The following is a 21,058-nucleotide window of genomic DNA, read 5'->3' as shown; positions in this document are numbered from 1 at the left end:
TTTTCACGATGATGACGTGGCCTCCGGTGCTTGCGCCGGGGGCCATTTTTTTAGCCGCCACGTCAGCAAGAGCGCCATCACCACCAGCCCCGCCGCCGCAAGATAGATAACCGGCACGCCCGCCCACGCCATCACCAGCCCTGCCAGCGGTCCGGTAATGCCCAGCGACATATCCATAAACACCGTATACGTTGCCAGCGCCGCCCCCTGGTTTTGCTGCGGCACGGCTTTTACTGCCACCACGCCCAGCGCCGGGAAGACCAGCGAAAAGCCTGCGCCCGCGAGGAATACGCCGATTTTCGCCATCCACGGCGCGCTGGCGAACCCGGTGAGCAGCAGCCCGACAATCTCCACAGCAAAGCAGATCATCGCCACGTTCAGCCCGCCCAGACGGTTAATGCCGTTCGGGAAGAGCAAACGTGCACCGACAAACGCACAGCTAAACAGGGTTAAGGCAAAGGCCGCGCCGTCCCAGCCTTTGGCGTCGTAGAACAACGTAATGAAGGTGGCTATCACGCCAAAACCGGTGGTTGCCAGCGCCAGCGCCATACCGTAGGGCCAGACGCGCCCCAGCACCGCGCGAAACGGCAACGGCTTGCCCTTGCTGGCTTTCACTTTCGGGCGCGGCAGTGCCAACAGGATCGCCAGCAGCGCGACCGCCATAATGGTGATGGACAGCCCGTACAGCCCACCATACGCGTAGCACACCACCCCAAGCGGCGCGCCAATCGCCATCGCGCCGTAGGTAACAATGCCGTTCCAGGAGATAACCCGGCCAATATGCGGCGCACCAACGACGCCTACGCCCCACAGCGTCGAGCCGGTTCCTGCAAGGCTTTGCCCGATGCCGAGGATCACACGCCCCAGGCAGAGCAGCACCAGGCTGACCAGCGGCCAGTGGCTGGCCGTCGCTGCCAGAAAGTAGCTCAGACCACTCAGGAAGCAGCCACACAGCCCCACGACGACAATGCTTTTCGGCCCGAACAAATCCGCATAGCGCCCTGCGTGCGGGCGACTCATTAGCGTGGCAAAATACTGCAGGCTGATCACCAGCCCCGCCCAGAACGCGCTGAAGCCCATCACGTCGTGAACGTAACCCGGCAAGATCGCCAGCGGCAGGCCAATCGTCAGGTAACTGGCGAAGTTAAAAATGACAACAGAAACAATCCGCAGATTGAGGCGCAATCCGCTCAGCGCCGGTTCGACGGCAGGTTCGGGCATGGAGATCTACCTGGGTTTTGCAACAGTGTTTCACTATTACCATGAAGAGAGGCGAAAATCAGCAGCGACTTTAAGATTAACAGTGCCAGACGAAGCGCATCCCGCACACTACACTTAACGGGCTACCGGTAAAAGGAATCCGTATGACACCCACCCAGCCCGATAAAGCGGGACTCCATATTTTGTTAAAACTGGCCTGTCTCGTGGTTATCCTTGCGGGTATCCATGCTGCTGCCGATATTCTTGTCCAGCTCCTGCTGGCGCTTTTCTTTGCTATCGTACTCAACCCGCTTGTGACCTGGTTTTTGCGCCGTGGCGTTAGCCGCCCGGTCGCCATCACTATCGTCGTCGCGGTGATGCTGATTGTGCTTACGGCGCTGTTTGGCGTGCTGGCGGCATCACTCAGCGAATTCTCCACCATGCTGCCGAAATACAACAGAGAGCTGACGCGGAAGATCGTAGACCTGCAGGAGATGATGCCCTTCCTTAACCTGCATATTTCGCCGGAGCGGATGCTGCGCAGAATGGACTCCGAGAAGCTAATGACCTACGCCACCACGCTGATGACCGGGCTTTCCGGAGCCATGGCCAGCATTCTTCTGCTGGTGATGACGGTGGTGTTTATGCTCTTTGAAGTGCGCCACGTACCGTACAAACTGCGCTTCGCCCTGACCAATCCGCAAATTCATATTGCGGGTCTGCATCGGGCCCTGAAAGGCGTGACCAAATATCTGGCGCTTAAAACGTTACTGAGTCTTTGGACCGGGGTCATCGTCTGGCTTGGCCTCACGCTGCTGGACGTCCAGTTTGCCCTGATGTGGGGCGTACTGGCGTTTTTGCTGAACTATGTTCCCAATATCGGCGCGGTGCTGTCTGCCGTGCCGCCGATGATTCAGGCTTTTCTGTTTAACGGATTTTACGAATGCATGCTGGTAGGCGCGCTTTTCCTTGTTGTGCATATGGTGTTGGGGAATATCGTTGAACCGCGCATGATGGGCCATCGACTGGGAATGTCGACGCTGGTCGTCTTTTTATCCTTACTGGTCTGGGGATGGCTGCTGGGACCGGTCGGGATGCTGTTATCAGTGCCGCTGACCAGCGTATGCAAAATCTGGATGGAGACCACCAAAGGTGGCAGCAAACTCGCCATTCTGCTGGGTCCAGGTCGGCCAAAAAGCCGATTACCGGGATAGTCGGCCTGACAGGATGAGGCATAAAGACAGGTTCGCTCCGACGCTCAATTTAAGACAACCAGATGAGCAATGTGGCGCTTTAGATTATATTATGGGGAAAGCCCGTCAGATTAATAGCGAGTGTTTGCAACGCAATCACGCTGTCTCTGGCGGCCTTCATACCTCGATAATCATTAAACGCCGGGCGTAACTATGTACCAGTTTCTACTGGGAAAAATCTCTACCCTTAGCGCGGACCCGCTGGCGTCAACGCTTGCAGATATGGCACCTCAGGGTGCGAGAAGCGCATCCTGGATTGCAGGACGGACGCTGCTCGCCAGCGCGTTATCGCCCTCTCCTCTGCCTGAAATCATCGTTGGTGAACAGGGGAAGCCCGCCTTCGTGGATGCGTATCCTTTCTGGTTTAACCTGAGCCACAGCGGTGATGATATTGCGCTTCTGCTGAGCGATGAAGGCGAAGTGGGCTGTGATATTGAAGTGATACGCCCGCACGAAAACTGGCAGGCGCTGGCTAACGCCGTTTTCAGCGTGGCGGAACATGCCGAGCTTGAGCGCGAAGATCCAGAGGCAAAGCTCGCCGCCTTCTGGCGCATCTGGACGCGAAAAGAGGCCATTGTGAAGCAGCGTGGCGGCAGCGCCTGGCAGATTGTCAGCATCGACAGCACCTCCCGATCCCACTCGGTGAGCCAGTTACGGCTTGGTTCGTTGAGCCTTGCCGTCTGTACACCGACACCCTTTACCCTGACCACCGGGTCGATTACACATCACGGAATGTCCAGGGTATAAGCCACTCTCTTCGTTAATGCCCTGTAGATGAAAGGCCTCCATCATCAACTGCTACGCTTTATGTCTGAACAGTGAAAAAGACAGGAGCGGATCATGAAAATCGATTTTACGGGGAAAGTCGCACTGGTAACCGCCTCAACCGGCGGCATTGGGTTTGCCATCGCCAGAGGGCTGGCGGAAAGCGGTGCGGAGGTGATTATCAATGGCCGAAGCACCGACTCGGTGAATAAAGGTATTCAGGCGCTACAGCAGGTGGTGCCTGGCGTTCAGGTACGCGCGGCCATTGCCGATCTCAGCACGCAGGAGGGGGTAGACTCACTCCTGAAAGTGGCTTCCGACGTCGATATTCTGGTGAATAACGCCGGGATTTATGGACCACAGGATTTTTATTCTACCGACGATGACACCTGGGAGCGTTACTGGCAGACCAACGTGATGTCCGGCGTGCGCCTCTCCCGCGCGTTATTGCCAGGCATGGTGCAAAAAGGCTGGGGTCGCGTGGTGTTTATCTCATCCGAGTCGGCCTGCAATATTCCGGCTGACATGATCCACTACGGCGTGACCAAAACGGCGCAGCTCTCGCTGGCGCGCGGGCTGGCGAAATTCGTGGCGGGAAGCGGTGTCACGGTGAACAGCGTGCTGCCTGGCCCGACAATGTCGGACGGATTCGCTGAAATGATGAAGGATGAAATCGAAAAAACCGGCAAGTCGCTGGAACAGCTGGCGAAAGAGTTTGTCATGACCAATCGCCCAAGCTCGGTTATCCAGCGTGCCGCAACGGTAGAAGAGGTCGCCAATATGGTGGTGTATGTCTGTTCAGCTCAGGCCTCCGCCACCTCCGGCGCGGCGTTACGCGTCGACGGTGGCGTGGTAGATGACATTATTTAATGTCATCAGGCCGTACTGCCTGCAACCCGGCGGGCAGTGATAAAGCGCGCCTGCCAGTAGTTGTCAGTCAGGGTTGATACCGTCACGCCCTGGCTGCTTGAGGCGTGAATAAACTGGCTGTCACCGATATAAACCCCCACGTGTCGGCGGTGCGGACCGGTCTGGAAGAACACCAGATCGCCCGCTTTCAGGCGATACTGCGCGACCCGGACACCGCGCCGGATCTGCTCGCCCGTGGTGCGTGGCAGGCTGAGATGAGCGGCATCACTGAACAGATGCTGCATCAGCGCAGAACAATCCACACCCCGGTGCGTCGTACCGCCCCACTGATACTGGGTGCCTTTCCACTTCTGGTATTGATCCAGAATACGCGAGCGAAGCGGACCGGTTTCCGGCTGCTCAAGCGCGGTTTTCGCCGGAGAGGCAAAAAACGCATTATGTGGCGCAAGCATTGAGGCAGGCAGTTGAAAGCTCAATGCAGAAAATGAGGCAAAACTTAACGAGAGTATTGAAATAAGCGATCTAAAAGTCATATCAAGAAAAAAGCAGTGAGTGAGTTTTTCCGTACCAGTGGAGGCCAATGTTCCTCCGAAATATCTTTCGATGTGGCGATAATATAGACAGTTCATTTTTTACCCAACGTTTATCGAGACCAAAAATGGACTCACTTTCAGGTCGCAAGATTGATAAAAAAATGCACGTGACAGAAGGACTCCAGAGGTAAAGCAGGTAAACTAATGAGCAGAATGTGTATTTCAGCTAAGACGTATTTATGACCAATATGATCGCCGACGAGGCAGTAGCCCGGTCCAACGTGCTCTCTGTCTTTGACTTTGATGGAACGTTGACCCATCACGACAGCTTTATCCCTTTCCTGCGTTTTGCCTTTGGTAAACGCTACTTCGCGGGCCGCCTGGTGCGCATGGCGCTGCCAACGCTGCACTGTGTACGCCGCAAGCTAACGCGTGATGAGCTGAAAGAGGTGTTGATCAGAACCTTCCTGACGGGCGTGGACGAACACTGGTTACGTCAACAGGCGGAAGCATTTTGTGAAAAATACTGGGATAAATTGATGCGTCCGGCAGGCGTGCTGGCGGTAGCGGCTGAAGTGAATTCGGGTGCGGAAGTGACCATCTGCTCCGCGTCTCCGGCGCTGGTCCTGCAGCCGTGGGCCGATAAGCTCGGCATTAAGCTGATTGGCACCCAACTGGAAGTAAAAAACGGCAAGCTGACCGGGCGTATCACCGGCCACAACTGCCGTTGTGCTCAGAAGGTGGCAAGGCTGGAAAAAGTCTATGGCAATCTGAACGATTACCACCTGCGCGCATGGGGCGATACCCGTGGCGATCATGAACTGCTGGCGGCAGCGCAGGACCCGCACTGGCGGCATTTCCATCATCCGCGCAAGCGCCGGAATTCACCCATCAAGTAGCCTTTTTGCCGGGTGGCGGCTGCGCCTTACCCGGCCTACATTCGAACCGTAGGCCCGGTAGCGAAGCGCCACCGGGCGATGAATCAGGCCTCTTTCCTGCCAGGGAACATCACGCTCGCAATAATCCCCAGCGCCAGCACGCCCAGCACCACAAACAGGCTCGCCGTCGCGCCGATATTGTAGCCGTGATGCCAGAAATGATCCGTCGCATTCAGACCGAGCTTGAACGCCACAAAGAACAGCAGTAACACCACCGCTTTCTCCAGATGCACCAGATACTGTTTCAGCGCTTCCAGTACGAAGTAGAGGGTACGCAGACCGAGGATGGCGAACATCATCGCGCTGTAGATAATCAGCGGCTCGCGGCTCACCGCAATAATGGCTGGCACAGAGTCAAACGCGAACATCACGTCAGAGAGTTCCACCACCGCCACACAGAGCAGCAGCGGCGTGGCGTAGCGCTTTGCTTTCTTCACGCGCCCCACCATCACGTCCTGGTTTTCGGGTTTCTCAAGCTCCGCATCCACCTCTTTCTGCGTCAGAATAAACGCGTGGCTGCTGATTTTCGGCCAGACCGGATAAAAACGCTTTACCAGACGATATGCCAGATGACCGGAGTAATCCTCGACTTCGTCGCTCTCTTCATTACGCCTGAGCATCATCACTGCCGTCCAGCCAACGACCAGCGCAAAAATCACCTCAACGTATGGCCCCAGGCTCAGCAGGCTGGTACCGATAGCCACAAAAATGCCGCGGAAAACAATCGCCCCCAGCACACCCCAGTAGAGCACACGGTGACGATACTTATCCGGCACGCCGAACCAGGCAAAGATCGCCATCATCACGAACAGGTTATCGACGGAGAGCACCTCTTCAAGCGCATACCCTGTCAGGAATAGGCTCGCCATTTCGGCACCGTGGTGAACGTACAGGAACCCGGCGAAGGCCATCGCCATCATGACCCAAAAAATGGACCACATCGCGGCGCTTTTCAGCGAGATCGGTTTATCGTGGCGGTGCATAAAGAGGTCGATAAACATCGCCCCAACGGCCATCACAACAAAGACAACAACGGTTTCCGTGGGGAAACCGAGATGAGCAGCAGACATACACAACCCTTTTCTGGAGGCAAAACACAAAAACCATGCAGACTGGCCTGAGCCAGTAAATAAAAAGAGTGGGCCTTGTTAGGGGCGCAGCACTCTAAAAAGTCAATATTAACCGTTCTTTTCGGCAAGCGCCTGCGCACACGCCCAGGCACTCGCCCATGCCCACTGGAAGTTATACCCACCCAGCCAGCCGGTAACATCCATCACTTCGCCGATAAAATAGAGCCCCGGTACGTTGCGCGCTTCCATGGTGCGTGATGAAAGCTCATGAGTATCCACACCGCCGAGCGTAACTTCCGCCGTCCGGTAGCCTTCTGTCCCGTTTGGCTGAACGCGCCAGTTCGTCAGCGTCTCGACCAGCGTTTCCTGTTCGCGGCTGTTCAACTGCTTAAGCGCGACGTCCGGGATCTGCCCTAACACCTGCAGGCACTCCACCAGACGTTTCGGTAGCTGCATCGCCAGAGTGTTCTTCAGGCTCTGATTCGGGTGCGCGGTGCGTTGCTCATTGAGGAATGCGTCGAGATCGCAGTTCGGCACCAGATTCACCGCCACAAACTCGCCCGGCTGCCAGTAGCTGGAAATTTGCAGCACCGCCGGGCCGGAGAGCCCGCGATGGGTGAACAGCAGATTTTCGCGGAACACCGTACCGTCTTCGGCGGTAATGACCGATGGAACAGAAACGCCAGAAAGCGTCTGTAATTGTTCCAGCAGAGGTTTATGCAGCGTGAACGGCACCAGCCCTGCGCGCGTCGGCAGCACCTTCAGGCCAAACTGCTCAGCAATCTTATAGCCGAACGGGGAAGCGCCCAGCCCTGGCATCGACAGGCCGCCGCTGGCGATCACCAGGTTTCCGGCGCTGACGCTTTCACCGTTGAGCTGCAGCGTATAGCCCTGTTCGTCGCGCGCCACGTCCAGCACATCCGTGCGCAGGCGCATCACCACGCCGCCCTTCTCGCACTCGGTCATCAGCATATCGACAATCTGCTGCGCGGAGTCGTCGCAGAACAGCTGTCCCAGCGTCTTTTCATGCCACGCGATGCCGTGCTTGCCCACCAGCTCAATAAAATCCCACTGGGTATAGCGTGCCAGCGCCGATTTGCAAAAATGACGATTTTGGCTCAAATAGGCCGCAGGTTCGACATAGAGATTAGTGAAGTTACAGCGCCCGCCACCGGACATCAGGATCTTGCGGCCAGGCTTTTTACCGTTATCCAGCAGCAGCACACGGCGACCCGCTTGTCCGGCCATTGCCGCACAAAACATACCCGCCGCACCGGCACCAATTACCACGGCATCAAACCTTTCCACGTCAAAATCCTCTTCGTTAACTGCCGCGGATTGTAAAGTTTCCTCTGTGGTCACACCAGCGCAAATAACCCAGATATCAGTCATATATCTGAAATATAAAATATATTTCTTTACCTGCGCTAAACAAAGCCCAAGGAATATCAAAAAAAAGCTATATTTCACTTTGCCCGTTGCGCATTTGTCCTGGATAATGCGCCGCGTTCATGTCCTCAAAATGGCGTAACGTCCTATGCTACATTTGTTTGCTGGCCTGGATTTACATACCGGGCTTTTATTATTGCTTGCTCTGGTTTTTGTACTGTTTTACGAAGCAATCAACGGCTTCCACGACACTGCAAACGCAGTAGCAACGGTTATCTACACGCGCGCAATGCGGTCGCAGCTTGCGGTTGTTATGGCGGCGGTATTTAACTTTTTTGGTGTCCTCCTGGGCGGACTGAGCGTTGCGTATGCCATCGTGCATATGCTGCCAACGGATCTGCTGCTTAACGTTAGTTCTGGCCATGGCCTTGCTATGGTGTTCTCAATGCTGCTTGCTGCAATTATCTGGAACCTCGGAACCTGGTATTTCGGCCTGCCTGCATCCAGTTCTCACACCCTCATCGGCGCGATTATCGGTATCGGGTTAACCAATGCTCTGATGACCGGGACCTCCGTCGTTGATGCGCTGAACATCCCGAAAGTGCTGGGGATTTTCGGCTCACTGATCATCTCTCCTATCGTCGGTCTGGTGGTTGCAGGTGGATTAATTTTCATTCTGCGTCGCTACTGGAGCAACACGAAAAAACGTGCGCGTATCCACCTGACGCCAGCAGAGCGTGAGAAGAAAGACGGCAAGAAAAAGCCGCCATTCTGGACACGTATCGCGCTGATCATTTCCGCTATCGGCGTGGCTTTCTCTCACGGTGCAAACGATGGTCAGAAAGGCATTGGTCTGGTGATGCTGGTTCTGATTGGCGTGGCTCCGGCAGGTTTCGTGGTTAACATGAACGCCTCCGGTTACGAAATCACCCGTACCCGTGACGCCATTAACAACGTTGAAGTTTACTTCCAGCAACACCCTGAGTTGTTGAAGAAAGCGACCGGCGTTGACCAGCTGATTCCGTCTCCGGAAGCGGGTGCAACTACCGCACCAGGTGAGTTCCACTGCCATCCGGCAAACGCGATTAACGCGCTGGAACGTGCCAAAGGTATGCTGGGCGATATCGAAAGCTACGACAAACTGGCGGTTGAACAACGTGGTCAGCTGCGTCGTATTATGCTCTGCATCTCTGATATTACCGATAAAGTCGCGAAGCTGCCGGAAGTGAATGCTGATGACCAGCGTCTACTGAAGAAACTGAAAAGCGATATGCTCAATACCATTGAGTACGCGCCAATCTGGATCATCATGGCAGTCGCGCTGGCGCTCGGTATCGGTACGATGATTGGCTGGCGTCGTGTGGCGACCACCATCGGCGAGAAGATTGGTAAGAAAGGCATGACCTATGCGCAGGGTATGTCCGCGCAGATGACGGCGGCCGTTTCTATCGGTCTGGCGAGCTACACCGGTATGCCAGTATCAACTACCCACGTACTTTCCTCGTCCGTGGCAGGGACTATGATTGTTGACGGTGGCGGTCTGCAACGCAAAACCGTCACCAACATTCTGATGGCCTGGGTGTTCACCCTCCCGGCGTCTATCCTGCTGTCTGGCGGTCTGTACTGGATTTCGCTGAAGCTGATTTAATCAGTTGAAGGCGACAAAAAAGCGGGTCAGGAAACTGACCCGCTTTTTTTATGCTCAGTGCCAAATCATCAATGCAATCATACTGACCACGACCAGCCCGCACAGGGCGCTGGTCAAAATGAACTGACGACGCAGGCGCTCGCAACGACGGATAAACTCTTCATCGTGATGATCGCGGTAGCGCTGGTAGTATATGTACCCCACCAGACGCATCTGTTTGCTGGGCTGTCCATGCGAGGTGAAGAACCCTCCACCGTCCACATACTGATAAAGCAACGGATCGCAACCACGAAGTACCACTAACAACGCGCGTAACGATGAGAAGTAGCGCGCCATATTCACTATGCAAACCACGCATAGCGCCCAAAACAATGCGACGGTGCTAATCATACATCCTCCCCGGCGTCCACCCACGAAGCAAGGCTTCTGAGCTACCGCACCCCAATGCCCTGACAGACAGTTCAGTGAAAGAATGACTAAAATTCGATCCGGTTCGCGTTTTAATATCCGAACGGCTCATTAAATAGTGTAGGAGATCCGTTAATTTTTTTGCCACAAGGTTAATCGTTATCAACACCAATGCTTGAAAAATATGTTTAACTGGGCCGTAATGAAAGTATCAGACGACGGCATTCTCTTTTAGTCATCGATAACTTAAGGAAGGAGTAACACTATGGCTTACAAACACATTCTCATCGCGGTAGACCTCTCTCCGGAGAGCAAAGTGCTGGTTGATAAAGCGGTATCCATGGCACGTCCCTACAACGCGAAAGTCTCGCTGATTCACGTTGATGTGAACTACTCCGACCTCTACACCGGTCTGATCGACGTGAACCTTGGCGATATGCAGAAACGCATCTCCGAAGAGACGCATCACGCACTGAGCGAACTGTCTACCAACGCGGGCTATCCGATCACCGAAACCTTAAGCGGCAGCGGCGATCTGGGCCAGGTACTGGTTGATGCAATTAAGAAATACGACATGGACCTGGTGGTTTGCGGTCATCACCAGGACTTCTGGAGCAAGCTGATGTCTTCCGCGCGCCAGTTGATTAACACCGTTCACGTGGATATGCTGATTGTTCCACTGCGTGACGAAGAAGACGAGTAAGTGCAAAAAAGCCCGGTGGCGCTAACGCTTACCGGGCCTACAAGGTAAAAGCAAAACGGCAACAGGGTTGCCGTTTTTAATGTTTGTTCCCTCTCCCTGTGGGAGAGGGTTAGGGTGAGGGCATCAGACCGCACTATTCCGGCGTCCCCGAATATATATCAAACCGATGCCCTTTCGTGGTCACCGCGTTGGTGGTGGCAACGTCCGCCAGGGGTGGCGCATAGTCAGGCCGCTTCACCACAACCCGTTTCGTCGCGAGCTGGCGAGCGGGCTCCAGCAGTCCATCCGCGTCAAGATCCGGCCCCACCAGCGACTGAAACACCCGCATCTCTTTCTTCACCAGCGCGCTTTTCTGCTTATGCGGGAACATCGGGTCGAGATAAACCACCTGCGGGCGCGGCGTGATATCCGTTAACGCCGTCAGGCTTGAGGCATGGATCAGCTGCAAACGCTCCTGCAACCACGGGCCGATTTCCGGGTCCGCATAACCGCGCGTCAGACCGTCGTCGAGCAGTGCCGCCACCACCGGGTTACGCTCCAGCATCCGCACGCGGCAGCCCACCGAGGCCAGCACAAAGGCATCGCGCCCCAGCCCCGCCGTGGCATCCACCACATCCGGAAGATAACTTCCCTTAATGCCGACCGCTTTAGCGACTGCTTCACCGCGACCGCCGCCAAACTTGCGCCGGTGCGCCATCGCTCCGCTCACAAAGTCGACAAAAATCCCGCCGAGCTTCGGTTCGTCGCGCTTGCGTAATTCAAGATGCGCTGTAGTCATCACCAGCGCCATCAGATTCTCTTTATCGTGCTCCAGCCCCCAGCGGGCGGCCAGAACAGATAAGGCACCGTCTCCGGTGCCTGTTTCATCCACTAAGCAGATCTTCACGTAACAATCAGCCTTTGATCCCGTAATGCTCAAGCATGGCATCCAGCTGCGGTTCGCGGCCACGGAAGCGTTTGAACAGCTCCATTGGCTCTTCGGAGCCGCCGCGGGTCAGGATGTTATCAAGGAACGACTGACCGGTTTCGCGGTTGAAAATCCCCTCTTCTTCAAAGCGAGAGAAGGCATCCGCCGCCAGCACGTCGGCCCACAGGTAGCTGTAGTAGCCCGCCGCGTAGCCGCCTGCAAAGATGTGGCTGAACGCGTGCGGGAAACGGCCCCAGGTTGGACCTGGGATCACGGCAACCTGCTTTTTAATCTCGGCCAGGGTTTCGAGGATTTTCGCCCCCTGCTCCGGGCTGAACTCGGCGTGCAGACGGAAATCGAACAGGCCGAACTCCAGCTGGCGCAGGATAAACATCGCCGCCTGGTAGTTTTTCGCCGCCAGCATTTTATCCAGCAGTTCTTTTGGCAGCGGTTCGCCGGTCTCATAGTGGCCAGAGATAAACGCCAGCGCGTCCGGCTCCCAGCACCAGTTTTCCATAAACTGGCTCGGCAGCTCGACCGCATCCCACGGCACACCGCTGATACCGGCCACGCCTGCGGTTTCGATGCGGGTCAGCATGTGGTGCAAGCCATGACCGAACTCGTGGAACAGAGTGATCACTTCGTCGTGCGTGAACAGCGCAGGTTTGCCATTCACCGGACGGTTGAAGTTACAGGTCAGGTAGGCGACCGGCTTTTGCAGAGAACCGTCGGCTTTACGCATCTGGCCGACGCAGTCGTCCATCCACGCCCCGCCGCGTTTGTTCTCACGCGCGTAGAGATCCAGATAGAAGCTGCCGCGCAGTTCGTTTTTCTCATCATACAGCTCGAAGAAGCGCACGTCCGGGTGCCAGACGTCGATATCGGTCCGCTCTTTGGCGGTGATGCCGTAGATGCGTTTCACGACTTCAAACAGGCCGTTAACGGCTTTGTTTTCCGGGAAGTACGGACGCAGCTGCTCGTCGCTGATGCTGTAGAGATGCTGCTTCTGCTTTTCGCTGTAGTAGGCAATGTCCCACGGCTGCAGCTCGTCCACGCCGAACTCCGTTTTGGCGAAGGCGCGCAGCTGGGCCAGCTCTTTTTCACCCTGCGGACGGGCGCGTTTCGCCAGGTCGGTCAGGAAGTCGAGCACCTGCTGTGGGTTTTCCGCCATTTTGGTGGCGAGGGATTTATCAGCATAGCTGTCGAAGCCCAGCAGCTGTGCCAGCTCGTGGCGCAGGGCGAGGATTTCGGCCATCACCGGGCTGTTGTCCCATTTGCCCGCATTCGGCCCCTGATCGGAGGCGCGGGTGCTGTAGGCGCGGTACATCTCTTCACGCAGCGCCTGGTTGTCGCAGTAGGTCATCACCGGCAGGTAGCTCGGAATGTCCAGCGTTAACAGGAAACCTTGCTGCTCTTTCGCTTCGGCCTGAGCTTTCGCCGCCGCCAGCGCGCTTTCCGGCATACCGGAAAGCATAGCTTCGTCGGTAATCAGCTTCGTCCAGCCCATGGTGGCGTCGAGTACATTGTTGCTGTACTGATTGCCCAGCTCGGACAGACGCGCGGCGATTTCACCGTAGCGGGTCTGCTTCTCTTTTGGCAGGCCAATCCCGGACAGCTCGAAATCACGCAGAGCGTTATCAACCGATTTTTTCTGCGCCGTGTTCAGTTCGGCATAGTGGTCGCCGTCGCGCAGGTCGCGGTAGGCTTTGTACAGCCCTTCGTGCTGACCCACCCAGGTGCTGTACTCAGAGAGCAGCGGCAGGGTTTGCTCATAGGCTTCACGCAGTTCCGGGCTGTTTTTCACCGAGTTCAGGTGGCTCACCGGAGAGAAGATGCGCCCCAGCACGTCGTCCACTTCGGCCAGCGGCTGACACAGATTTTCCCAGGTGTACGGCGCGCCCTGCGCTACTACGCTTTCTACCGCCGCGCGGCAATTTTCCAGCGACTGGGTAACGGCTGGAACCACATGCTCAGGGAGGATTTTAGAAAACGGTGGCAACGAAAAAGGCGTCAGTAATGGATTGGTCATAAACGCTGTCCTGTTGAAATAGTGAATGAAGCGCGCATCCGGCGCTGTGCATATTGTTTTCAGTAATGGGGTTAAGTGTAGAGGATTTCAATGCCGGACGTTGCGCTTTCGCGGCCGTGGAAACTTTTCTGTATACTGTGGCGATACGCTCTATTTTTGCCCGATGGCGCTACGCTTATCGGGCCTACGTTTACTACCTGGAACACATTCATCCATGCTTAGTTATCGCCACAGCTTCCACGCTGGCAACCACGCCGACGTCCTTAAACACACCGTTCAGAGCCTGATCATTGAAGCGCTTAAAGAGAAAGATAAGCCGTTTCTCTACCTGGACACCCACGCAGGCGCGGGCCGTTATCAGCTGAGCGGCGAGCATGCTGAGCGTACTGGTGAATACCTTGAAGGCATCGCCCGCATCTGGCAACAGGACGACCTGCCTGCCGAGCTGGAGCCGTACATCGGCGTGGTGAAGCATTTCAACCGCAGCGGCCAGCTGCGCTACTACCCTGGCTCACCATTAATTGCGCGCCAGCTGCTGCGTGAGCAGGACAGCCTGCAACTGACAGAACTGCACCCGAGCGACTTCCCGCTGCTGCGTTCTGAGTTTCAGAAAGATAACCGCGCCCGTGTGGAAAAAGCCGATGGTTACCAGCAGCTAAAAGCCAAACTGCCACCGGTGTCCCGCCGTGGTCTGGTGCTGATCGACCCGCCTTACGAAATCAAAACCGACTATCAGGCGGTGGTGACCGGTATTAACGACGGCTATAAACGCTTTGCAACCGGCACCTATGCACTGTGGTATCCGGTGGTGCTGCGCGCGCAGATCAAACGCATGATCAAAGATCTGGAAGCCACCTGTATCCGCAAAATTTTGCAGATTGAGCTGGCGGTACGCCCTGACAGCGACCAGCGCGGCATGACGGCCTCCGGCATGATTGTGATCAACCCGCCGTGGAAGCTCGAAGCGCAGATGAACAACGTGCTGCCGTGGCTGCACAAAACGCTTGTACCCGCCGGGACAGGCCATGCAACCGTTAGCTGGATCGTGCCTGAGTAATCGCAGCCATTGATGGAACCTATTGATTTCAGGTATACAATCGCGGCAATCAGACATTAAGGATAAGACCCATGAGCAAGCATTATGACTACATCGCCATTGGTGGCGGCAGCGGCGGCATCGCCTCTATTAACCGTGCAGCCATGTACGGCCAGAAGTGTGCGCTGATTGAAGCCAAAGCGCTGGGCGGCACCTGCGTGAACGTGGGTTGTGTACCGAAGAAAGTGATGTGGCACGCGGCGCAAATCCGCGAAGCGATTCATATGTATGGCCCGGATTACGGCTTTGATACCACGATCAATAACTTCGACTGGGACAAGCTGATTGCCAGCCGTACCGCCTACATCGACCGTATTCATACCTCGTACGACAACGTGCTGGGCAAGAATAACGTCGACGTCATTCATGGTTTCGCCCGCTTCGTGGATGCGAAAACGATCGAAGTGAACGGCGAGACGATCACCGCCGATCATATCCTGATCGCCACCGGTGGCCGTCCAAGCCATCCGGACATTCCGGGTGTGGAATACGGTATCGACTCCGACGGTTTCTTCGAGCTGCCTGCCTTACCTAAGCGCGTTGCCGTAGTGGGCGCAGGTTACATTGCAGTTGAACTGGCCGGCGTGATTAACGGCCTGGGCGCTGAAGCGCACCTGTTCGTGCGTAAACACGCGCCGCTGCGTAGCTTTGACCCGCTGATTGTCGACACTCTTGTCGAAGTCATGAACACCGAAGGCCCAACCCTGCACACTAACGCCGTGCCAAAAGCGGTGGTGAAAAATGCAGACGGCAGCCTGACACTGGAGCTGGAAGATGGCCGCAGCCAGACCGTCGATTGCCTGATCTGGGCGATCGGTCGTGAACCTGCAACCGACAACTTCAACCTGGCCGCGACGGGTGTGAAAACCAACGACAAAGGCTATATCGTTGTCGATAAGTTCCAGAACACCAGCGTACCGGGCATTTACGCCGTCGGTGATAACACCGGTGCCGTTGAGCTGACCCCGGTTGCCGTTGCGGCGGGCCGTCGTCTTTCCGAGCGCCTGTTTAACAACAAGCCGGACGAACATCTGGATTACAGCAATATCCCGACCGTCGTTTTCAGCCACCCGCCAATCGGCACCGTTGGCTTAACCGAGCCGCAGGCGCGCGAGCAGTATGGCGACGACCAGGTGAAAGTGTATAAATCGGCGTTTACCGCGATGTATACCGCCGTCACCTCCCACCGTCAGCCGTGCCGCATGAAGCTGGTATGCGTTGGGCCGGACGAGAAGATTGTCGGTATCCACGGCATTGGCTTCGGCATGGACGAAATCCTGCAGGGCTTCGCGGTGGCGCTGAAGATGGGCGCGACGAAGAAAGACTTCGATAACACCGTAGCAATCCACCCAACGGCGGCGGAAGAGTTTGTGACAATGCGCTGATCGTGTTACGGCCGAAATGACGAGCAGTTCGGCCGTAACAAATTTATTGACTTTTTAAAATCATGCTGAAATGATTTGTCCATAAATTGCAATTTGTGGACAGCGAGCCGTAAAGTCGATATGAAAGGGCAAGACCTACTCCTGCTTTCGAAAATTATCTGTCTGGGGCGGCTGACGGCTCGTGACCTGTTGGTTGCTTCAGATAACGATAGCATTGCCTGTACCCCCCCCCTTCCTGATGCTCATTATTTTGACTCGCTGAACGCCGCGCAGAAGCATCTGGACTTTCTTTTTACAATCAGAGGACTTTCCGATTCGTTAGGCTTCAGTAAAAGCGAAGTCAATAATAGTTTTTATCGTTGCCTTGATGTGAACCTGATAAAAATCGATCGGAGCAGCAACAAACCTGCTGTGAATAAGAAAGTCTTATTCAATTTTATAAAATACGGTTTACGGCTGGTGTTCCCTGTTAAACCAGGGCGCATTGAAAGAGGGCTTCCGACAACCTTTGCCGCGCCGATTTTATCCGGAAGGCTGCTTTCGGGCGGCGAACTTATTATGGTCTGGCCCGATCCACTGGGTAAGGAGATGGGCCAGGCGATTACTCCTCTCTACAAATCAGTACCATATGCAGTAAAGCAAGATCCTGAACTCTATGCATATCTCGCGTTAATGGATGCGGTACGTTTGGGCAATCCCAGAGAAATGAAAGTAGCCCTGGAGCTGCTGGAGGAGAAACTATTTCATGCCGACATCTAATTTCGAAGAACTTAAGCAAATCTGGTTATCGACCGCCACAATGTAACACAGCATTGTTTTTATTCCGGAGATTGCCGGATTGGCACCCTGGCGAATGGAAGCATTGAATGGCTCAATCTGCCGTATAATCTGGTTGTGGCTAACGGGATACGTGAAGAGCAACCTGTATGTTCTTTGCCAGAACGAAATACCTTGTTTCAACGTCTTATTGGGAAGCGATATACACAGCCAGATTATCAACGATTGCAGTTAGATCTGGCGCTGCCTGTTATGCTGGCGACCGATGGCTTTTGGTGTAATTTTCCGTTATTACTTCCTGACACCCTTTCTGAGGATTCGCTTCGTGAACATCTCGGGAACCTGGCGTTACGCAATGATGACATGACAATCGTTGTTCGCCTTTTCATGCAATAAACCGGATATTCATAAATGGTTGCAAAACGAATGCTCTGAATTTCGTTTTGCGCCCCAACCCGCTGCCAGGCATTTTTAATAAATAATATCAGTCAGATAGTTAATTTTGATCGCTTAGACGTCGTCATGAAAACCGTGATCAACCGCACATTTCCCTCCACATCCACCGAAGCGAATGTCTACGCTTATAAGACGCCCGGAAAAACCTGTCTTTTAGAACACACAACCGGAGGTCCTTATTACCATGTTCAACCAGAAACTACAGGCAGCCGAGAACATCGAATTCGAGATTGCAGAAGAACTGCGCTACGAGACCGATCCCTGCGAGTTAAAACTGGATGAAATGATCGAGGCAGAGCCGGAACCGGAAATGATCGAGGGTCTACCCGCTTCCGACGCCCTGACCCCTGCCGATCGCTACCTTGAACTGTTTGAGCACGTGCAGTCCTCGCGGTTGTTTGCCGACAGCAAAACGTTTCCTGACTGCGCGCCGAAAATGGACCCACTGGATATCCTGATCCGCTACCGCAAAGTGCGCCGTCATCGGGATTTCGACCTGGCGCGCTTTGTGGAAAACCACTTCTGGTTACCGGAGGTGCTTTCCACCGAGTATGTTTCCGATCCCGGTCTGTCGCTTAAAGAGCATATCGATAGCCTGTGGCCGGTGCTGACGCGCGAGCCTCAGGACCATATCCCCTGGTCATCCCTGCTGGCATTGCCGCAGGCTTATATCGTCCCTGGCGGACGATTCAGCGAGACCTATTACTGGGACTCCTACTTCTCGATGCTGGGGCTGGCCGAGAGTGGCCGGGACGATCTGCTGAAGTGTATGGCGGATAATTTTGCGTGGCTGATTGAGCGCTACGGCCATATCCCGAACGGTAACCGAACCTATTATCTCAGCCGTTCCCAGCCGCCGGTCTTTGCGCTCATGGTGGAGCTGTTCGAAGAGGATGGCGTGCGCGGTGCGAAGCGCTACCTCGATCACCTGAAAATGGAGTACGCCTTCTGGATGGACGGTGCGGAGTCGCTGCTACTTAACCAGGCGTACCGTAGCGCAGTCCGTATGCCGGATGGTTCGTTGCTCAACCGTTACTGGGATGATCGTGACACCCCGCGCGATGAATCCTGGATTGAGGATGTGGAAACAGCGCGACACTCTGGCCGTCCACCGAATGAGGTCTATCGCGATCTGCGCGCCGGTGCGGCGTCCGGCTGGGATTACTCGTCCCGCTGGCTACGCGATCCGTCGCGGCTCGCCAGTATTCGCACGACCCAGTTTATTCCCATTGATTTGAACGCCTTCCTGTTCAAGCTGGAGAGCGCGATTGCCAATATCTCGGCTTCAAAGGGGGATAAAGAGACCGCCGACCAGTTCCGCCAGAAAGCCGCCGATCGACGTGCGGCAGTAAACCGTTATCTGTGGGATGAGGAGAACGGCTGTTACCGGGATTACGACTGGCGTCGCGAAGAACTGGCACTCTTCTCTGCCGCCAGCATTGTACCGCTGTATGTTGGCATGGCCACGCATGAGCAGGCGGAGAAGCTGTCTGACGCCGTCAAAGCACGCCTGCTGACGCCGGGCGGTATTCTGGCTACCGAGTATGAGACCGGTGAACAGTGGGATAAACCCAACGGCTGGGCACCGCTACAGTGGATGGCGATTCAGGGTTTCAAGCAGTACGGCAACGACTCTCTGGGCGATGAGATCGCCTGGAGCTGGCTGCATACGGTGAATCATTTCTATAAAACCCACCACAAACTTATTGAGAAGTATCACATCGCCAGCAGTACGCCGCGGGAAGGTGGCGGCGGGGAGTATCCCCTGCAGGACGGGTTCGGCTGGACCAACGGCGTGGTACGGCGATTGATTGGGCTGTACGGGGAGCCGTAGTCGCCCCCTAACGAATGACCTCATAAATGGCGGTCTGGATGGACTGCCATTTTTTTGTGCTGGCATCGGGCTGCGCCTGCGCACGGCGCTTCGCCATCTCCACATCATGCTGCTGGCGTTTCACCACCGCCGGTACAGTACAAAATTCCCTGAGATACGCTTTACGCATTGAATTAAGGGACTCTCCGTTAGACATAGCGTGGCTGAGCGTGTTGATAAAGCGACGGCACGGTTTCTGCTCCACCATCTGCTGGCGGTAGCGCAGCATTAACTCCAGCACACCCTCAAAGCCCGCCGACATCGCCTCTTCTGTCCATGACAGTTTCCAGTCCATTCCCCCCTGCAGGAACAACAGCGCCACGCGCGTATCATTCCGGTTAATGGCCGAACGGAAGTTATTCTCGTCCCAGGTGATGCCCATGCGCGTCAGCGTTTCTCGCGAGGAGGGCGTTTCACGCATCTCCTGCGGCTGTGCGGGTTGCGCCGTACTCGCGACGGCCTGTTGCGGTTTACTGCTGGTCACCAGCCAGAATCCCCCCACCACAATGGCGATAACCATCACGCCAACGGCACCCCACAGCACGCCGGAGATCAGCTGTTCACGTTGTTCTGGGGTACGGGCCGCGCGCTGGGTCGGCTTCTCTATGGTGTCACGCACCTCAAAGAGATCGCCACCGGTCACACGGTCCATTTTCTGCGCCTTTTCCCAGAACGCATGCAGCTCGCTGGCATCTACCGCCATCAGCCCCGCCGGGTTAATACGCGTGCGTCCCTCTTCAAACGCACGCTGCACAGGGCGGGTAATTTGCGAATAGTAGCTATCCAGCAGCAGGATTTGAGCCGGGCTTAAAGATTGCTGCACGGTCAGGCAGTTGCGGATTTGCCGGATGTCATCAAGGAAAGTTTGCAGGGTTTTACGCGGCTCCACCAGCAGCGTCAGCATGCTCGGGTCACTGAACAACGAGGCGTAGTAACGGCTGAACTCCTTTTTATCTACGATCATCTGCGCCAGCTCGCTGAACATCATGCCACTCAGGACATCATTGATTTCACCCAATTTCAGCCAGCGGCGAACGCGATCGGCATTAAACAGTGTTTTCAGGTGGTTATTCAGCCGCGTCGGGTCAGGCCATGCCTGTTGAATCAGCCCTTTAAGCATCAGCTCAATCGCACGAACCTGCTTGTGTGCCTGCTGCTGTTGGATGTCGTTTCCCGACGCCAGTTCGGTGCTGTACATCAGAAGCGGCTGTTGCTGACGCAGATGCTCCAGCGCGGTGACAAAACGCATAGCCGCAATGAGCTGGTTTTCACTGACATCCTGCCCACTCTCATATTGCGGAACGCGCTGCTGCAGCAAGCGCAGCTGGAGCGTAAACTCCGACATTTCAGCATCGTTCAGGTTGAGCTGTCTGGCAACGGCTGTCCAGCCGCCCAGCCCCAGGCGGGCGCTATCCAGTTGTTCCAGGAACCAGCGTGGATCTTTTCCTTCCGAAACGTGGACATTCAGAAGAAGTAAAATTTCCACCGATGCCTGACGAATAACCGCCAGGCAGTGTTCAAACTGCTCGCGGATATGATGCGATGTGCTGAGCGTCATTGTTTTCCTTGAGAGACAACGAATACAACCAAATGGCCACCGACAGCCGTTTTTCTTTTTATTTATACGAGGTTAAACATACCTGACTTTCTGTTGAAATAAAGTGACAACTCTATAATGATTTAAAATGATTCAGGAGAATCTGAACACTTCGCTTTACAGCCACACCAGGGCAGCAGTCGTAACGGGCGCACCTCGCG

At 55.4% G+C, this 21,058-nt stretch carries 17 protein-coding genes and 2 pseudogenes; 11 read left to right on the top strand and 8 right to left on the bottom strand.

Annotated elements, in window-relative coordinates; translation table 11 throughout:
* Nucleotides 1–3: 3 nt before the first annotated feature.
* Nucleotides 4–1,264: pseudogene (locus ABGB15_RS01445) on the bottom strand (MFS transporter).
* Between the two features lie 100 nt (nucleotides 1,265–1,364).
* Between ABGB15_RS01445 and ABGB15_RS01440 the strand changes: the two are divergent.
* The 4 genes and pseudogenes from ABGB15_RS01440 to ABGB15_RS01425 all read left to right on the top strand — a co-directional run bounded on the left by ABGB15_RS01440 (nucleotide 1,365) and on the right by ABGB15_RS01425 (nucleotide 4,088).
* Nucleotides 1,365–2,414 (top strand): AI-2E family transporter, encoded by a 1,050-nt coding sequence (locus ABGB15_RS01440; protein ID WP_152082600.1) that lies wholly within the window; start codon nucleotides 1,365–1,367, stop codon nucleotides 2,412–2,414.
* A 31-nt stretch (nucleotides 2,415–2,445) separates the two neighbouring features.
* Nucleotides 2,446–2,604 (top strand): annotated as a pseudogene (locus tag ABGB15_RS01435) (beta-ketoacyl-ACP synthase); the annotation flags it as partial.
* Between the two features lie 2 nt (nucleotides 2,605–2,606).
* Nucleotides 2,607–3,200, top strand: a complete 594-nt coding sequence (gene acpT, locus ABGB15_RS01430; RefSeq protein WP_152082602.1) for a 4'-phosphopantetheinyl transferase AcpT — start codon at nucleotides 2,607–2,609, stop codon at nucleotides 3,198–3,200.
* Between the two features lie 93 nt (nucleotides 3,201–3,293).
* Entirely contained in the window at nucleotides 3,294–4,088 is a 795-nt protein-coding gene (locus ABGB15_RS01425; protein ID WP_152082603.1) for an SDR family NAD(P)-dependent oxidoreductase, read from the top strand.
* 5 nt (nucleotides 4,089–4,093) lie between these two features.
* On the opposite strand, the gene ABGB15_RS01420 is transcribed toward ABGB15_RS01425, so the two are convergent.
* Nucleotides 4,094–4,621, bottom strand: coding sequence for an NlpC/P60 family protein (locus ABGB15_RS01420; RefSeq protein ID WP_152082604.1), 528 nt, complete (start codon nucleotides 4,619–4,621; stop codon nucleotides 4,094–4,096).
* Nucleotides 4,622–4,860: 239 nt separating this feature from the next.
* Here ABGB15_RS01420 and ABGB15_RS01415 point away from each other — a divergent pair, with 239 nt between their 5' ends.
* Complete coding sequence (locus ABGB15_RS01415; RefSeq protein WP_152082605.1) at nucleotides 4,861–5,520, top strand: HAD family hydrolase; 660 nt, start codon at nucleotides 4,861–4,863, stop codon at nucleotides 5,518–5,520.
* 83 nt (nucleotides 5,521–5,603) lie between these two features.
* Here ABGB15_RS01415 and ABGB15_RS01410 read toward each other — a convergent pair whose 3' ends face one another.
* A complete protein-coding gene (locus tag ABGB15_RS01410) occupies nucleotides 5,604–6,629 on the bottom strand; it encodes a TerC/Alx family metal homeostasis membrane protein (RefSeq protein ID WP_152082606.1) in 1,026 nt (341 codons plus the stop codon).
* A gap of 108 nt (nucleotides 6,630–6,737) precedes the next feature.
* Nucleotides 6,738–7,937: an NAD(P)/FAD-dependent oxidoreductase gene (locus ABGB15_RS01405; protein ID WP_215723532.1), complete on the bottom strand. Its 1,200-nt coding sequence runs from the start codon at nucleotides 7,935–7,937 to the stop codon at nucleotides 6,738–6,740.
* A gap of 229 nt (nucleotides 7,938–8,166) precedes the next feature.
* Between ABGB15_RS01405 and pitA the strand changes: the two genes are divergently transcribed.
* Nucleotides 8,167–9,666: an inorganic phosphate transporter PitA gene (pitA, locus tag ABGB15_RS01400; protein ID WP_152082608.1), complete on the top strand. Its 1,500-nt coding sequence runs from the start codon at nucleotides 8,167–8,169 to the stop codon at nucleotides 9,664–9,666.
* 54 nt (nucleotides 9,667–9,720) lie between these two features.
* On the opposite strand, the gene uspB is transcribed toward pitA, so the two are convergent.
* Nucleotides 9,721–10,056, bottom strand: coding sequence for a universal stress protein UspB (gene uspB, locus ABGB15_RS01395; RefSeq protein ID WP_003861224.1), 336 nt, complete (start codon nucleotides 10,054–10,056; stop codon nucleotides 9,721–9,723).
* 283 nt (nucleotides 10,057–10,339) lie between these two features.
* Here uspB and uspA point away from each other — a divergent pair, with 283 nt between their 5' ends.
* Nucleotides 10,340–10,777: a universal stress protein UspA gene (gene uspA / locus ABGB15_RS01390; protein ID WP_003861223.1), complete on the top strand. Its 438-nt coding sequence runs from the start codon at nucleotides 10,340–10,342 to the stop codon at nucleotides 10,775–10,777.
* 133 nt (nucleotides 10,778–10,910) lie between these two features.
* Here the strand turns inward: uspA and rsmJ are convergent, their stop codons facing one another.
* Both rsmJ and prlC read right to left on the bottom strand, forming a co-directional pair.
* Nucleotides 10,911–11,663 (bottom strand): 16S rRNA (guanine(1516)-N(2))-methyltransferase RsmJ, encoded by a 753-nt coding sequence (rsmJ, locus tag ABGB15_RS01385; protein WP_313327310.1) that lies wholly within the window; start codon nucleotides 11,661–11,663, stop codon nucleotides 10,911–10,913.
* 7 nt (nucleotides 11,664–11,670) lie between these two features.
* Nucleotides 11,671–13,713: an oligopeptidase A gene (prlC, locus tag ABGB15_RS01380; RefSeq protein ID WP_215723534.1), complete on the bottom strand. Its 2,043-nt coding sequence runs from the start codon at nucleotides 13,711–13,713 to the stop codon at nucleotides 11,671–11,673.
* A gap of 214 nt (nucleotides 13,714–13,927) precedes the next feature.
* Here prlC and ABGB15_RS01375 point away from each other — a divergent pair, with 214 nt between their 5' ends.
* From ABGB15_RS01375 to ABGB15_RS01360, 4 genes are all read left to right on the top strand, one after another.
* The gene (locus ABGB15_RS01375; RefSeq protein ID WP_215723535.1) at nucleotides 13,928–14,770 is read left to right on the top strand and encodes a 23S rRNA (adenine(2030)-N(6))-methyltransferase RlmJ; all 843 of its coding nucleotides are present in this window, start codon (nucleotides 13,928–13,930) and stop codon (nucleotides 14,768–14,770) included.
* Nucleotides 14,771–14,841: 71 nt separating this feature from the next.
* Nucleotides 14,842–16,194 carry a glutathione-disulfide reductase gene (gorA, locus tag ABGB15_RS01370; protein ID WP_215723536.1) on the top strand — a complete coding sequence of 451 codons (1,353 nt, stop codon included), beginning with the start codon at nucleotides 14,842–14,844 and terminating at the stop codon, nucleotides 16,192–16,194.
* Nucleotides 16,195–16,314: 120 nt separating this feature from the next.
* Entirely contained in the window at nucleotides 16,315–16,953 is a 639-nt protein-coding gene (locus ABGB15_RS01365) for a hypothetical protein (RefSeq protein ID WP_369064095.1), read from the top strand.
* Between the two features lie 658 nt (nucleotides 16,954–17,611).
* Complete coding sequence (locus ABGB15_RS01360) at nucleotides 17,612–19,261, top strand: alpha,alpha-trehalase (protein ID WP_152082615.1); 1,650 nt, start codon at nucleotides 17,612–17,614, stop codon at nucleotides 19,259–19,261.
* Between the two features lie 7 nt (nucleotides 19,262–19,268).
* Here the strand turns inward: ABGB15_RS01360 and ABGB15_RS01355 are convergent, their stop codons facing one another.
* Nucleotides 19,269–20,858, bottom strand: a complete 1,590-nt coding sequence (locus ABGB15_RS01355) for an STY4199 family HEPN domain-containing protein (protein WP_215723538.1) — start codon at nucleotides 20,856–20,858, stop codon at nucleotides 19,269–19,271.
* Nucleotides 20,859–21,058 lie beyond the last annotated feature (200 nt).

Source organism: Enterobacter sp. MALB-1 (assembly GCF_041021625.1).
In the GTDB taxonomy this organism is placed as follows: domain Bacteria; phylum Pseudomonadota; class Gammaproteobacteria; order Enterobacterales; family Enterobacteriaceae; genus Enterobacter; species Enterobacter oligotrophicus.
The sequence above is the reverse complement of the archived record's forward strand: the minus strand, read 5'-3'. Positions and strand labels throughout refer to the sequence as shown.

Coding starts and splice junctions, on each gene's coding strand:
- ABGB15_RS01360 (WP_152082615.1), top strand. CDS start 17,612: ATGTTCAACCAGAAACTACAGGCAGCCGAGAACATCGAATTCGAGATT.
- ABGB15_RS01420 (WP_152082604.1), bottom strand. CDS start 4,621: ATGACTTTTAGATCGCTTATTTCAATACTCTCGTTAAGTTTTGCCTCA.
- ABGB15_RS01415 (WP_152082605.1), top strand. CDS start 4,861: ATGACCAATATGATCGCCGACGAGGCAGTAGCCCGGTCCAACGTGCTC.
- prlC (WP_215723534.1), bottom strand. CDS start 13,713: ATGACCAATCCATTACTGACGCCTTTTTCGTTGCCACCGTTTTCTAAA.
- ABGB15_RS01355 (WP_215723538.1), bottom strand. CDS start 20,858: ATGACGCTCAGCACATCGCATCATATCCGCGAGCAGTTTGAACACTGC.
- uspB (WP_003861224.1), bottom strand. CDS start 10,056: ATGATTAGCACCGTCGCATTGTTTTGGGCGCTATGCGTGGTTTGCATA.
- ABGB15_RS01375 (WP_215723535.1), top strand. CDS start 13,928: ATGCTTAGTTATCGCCACAGCTTCCACGCTGGCAACCACGCCGACGTC.
- gorA (WP_215723536.1), top strand. CDS start 14,842: ATGAGCAAGCATTATGACTACATCGCCATTGGTGGCGGCAGCGGCGGC.
- ABGB15_RS01365 (WP_369064095.1), top strand. CDS start 16,315: ATGAAAGGGCAAGACCTACTCCTGCTTTCGAAAATTATCTGTCTGGGG.
- ABGB15_RS01425 (WP_152082603.1), top strand. CDS start 3,294: ATGAAAATCGATTTTACGGGGAAAGTCGCACTGGTAACCGCCTCAACC.
- ABGB15_RS01440 (WP_152082600.1), top strand. CDS start 1,365: ATGACACCCACCCAGCCCGATAAAGCGGGACTCCATATTTTGTTAAAA.
- acpT (WP_152082602.1), top strand. CDS start 2,607: ATGTACCAGTTTCTACTGGGAAAAATCTCTACCCTTAGCGCGGACCCG.
- ABGB15_RS01410 (WP_152082606.1), bottom strand. CDS start 6,629: ATGTCTGCTGCTCATCTCGGTTTCCCCACGGAAACCGTTGTTGTCTTT.
- uspA (WP_003861223.1), top strand. CDS start 10,340: ATGGCTTACAAACACATTCTCATCGCGGTAGACCTCTCTCCGGAGAGC.
- pitA (WP_152082608.1), top strand. CDS start 8,167: ATGCTACATTTGTTTGCTGGCCTGGATTTACATACCGGGCTTTTATTA.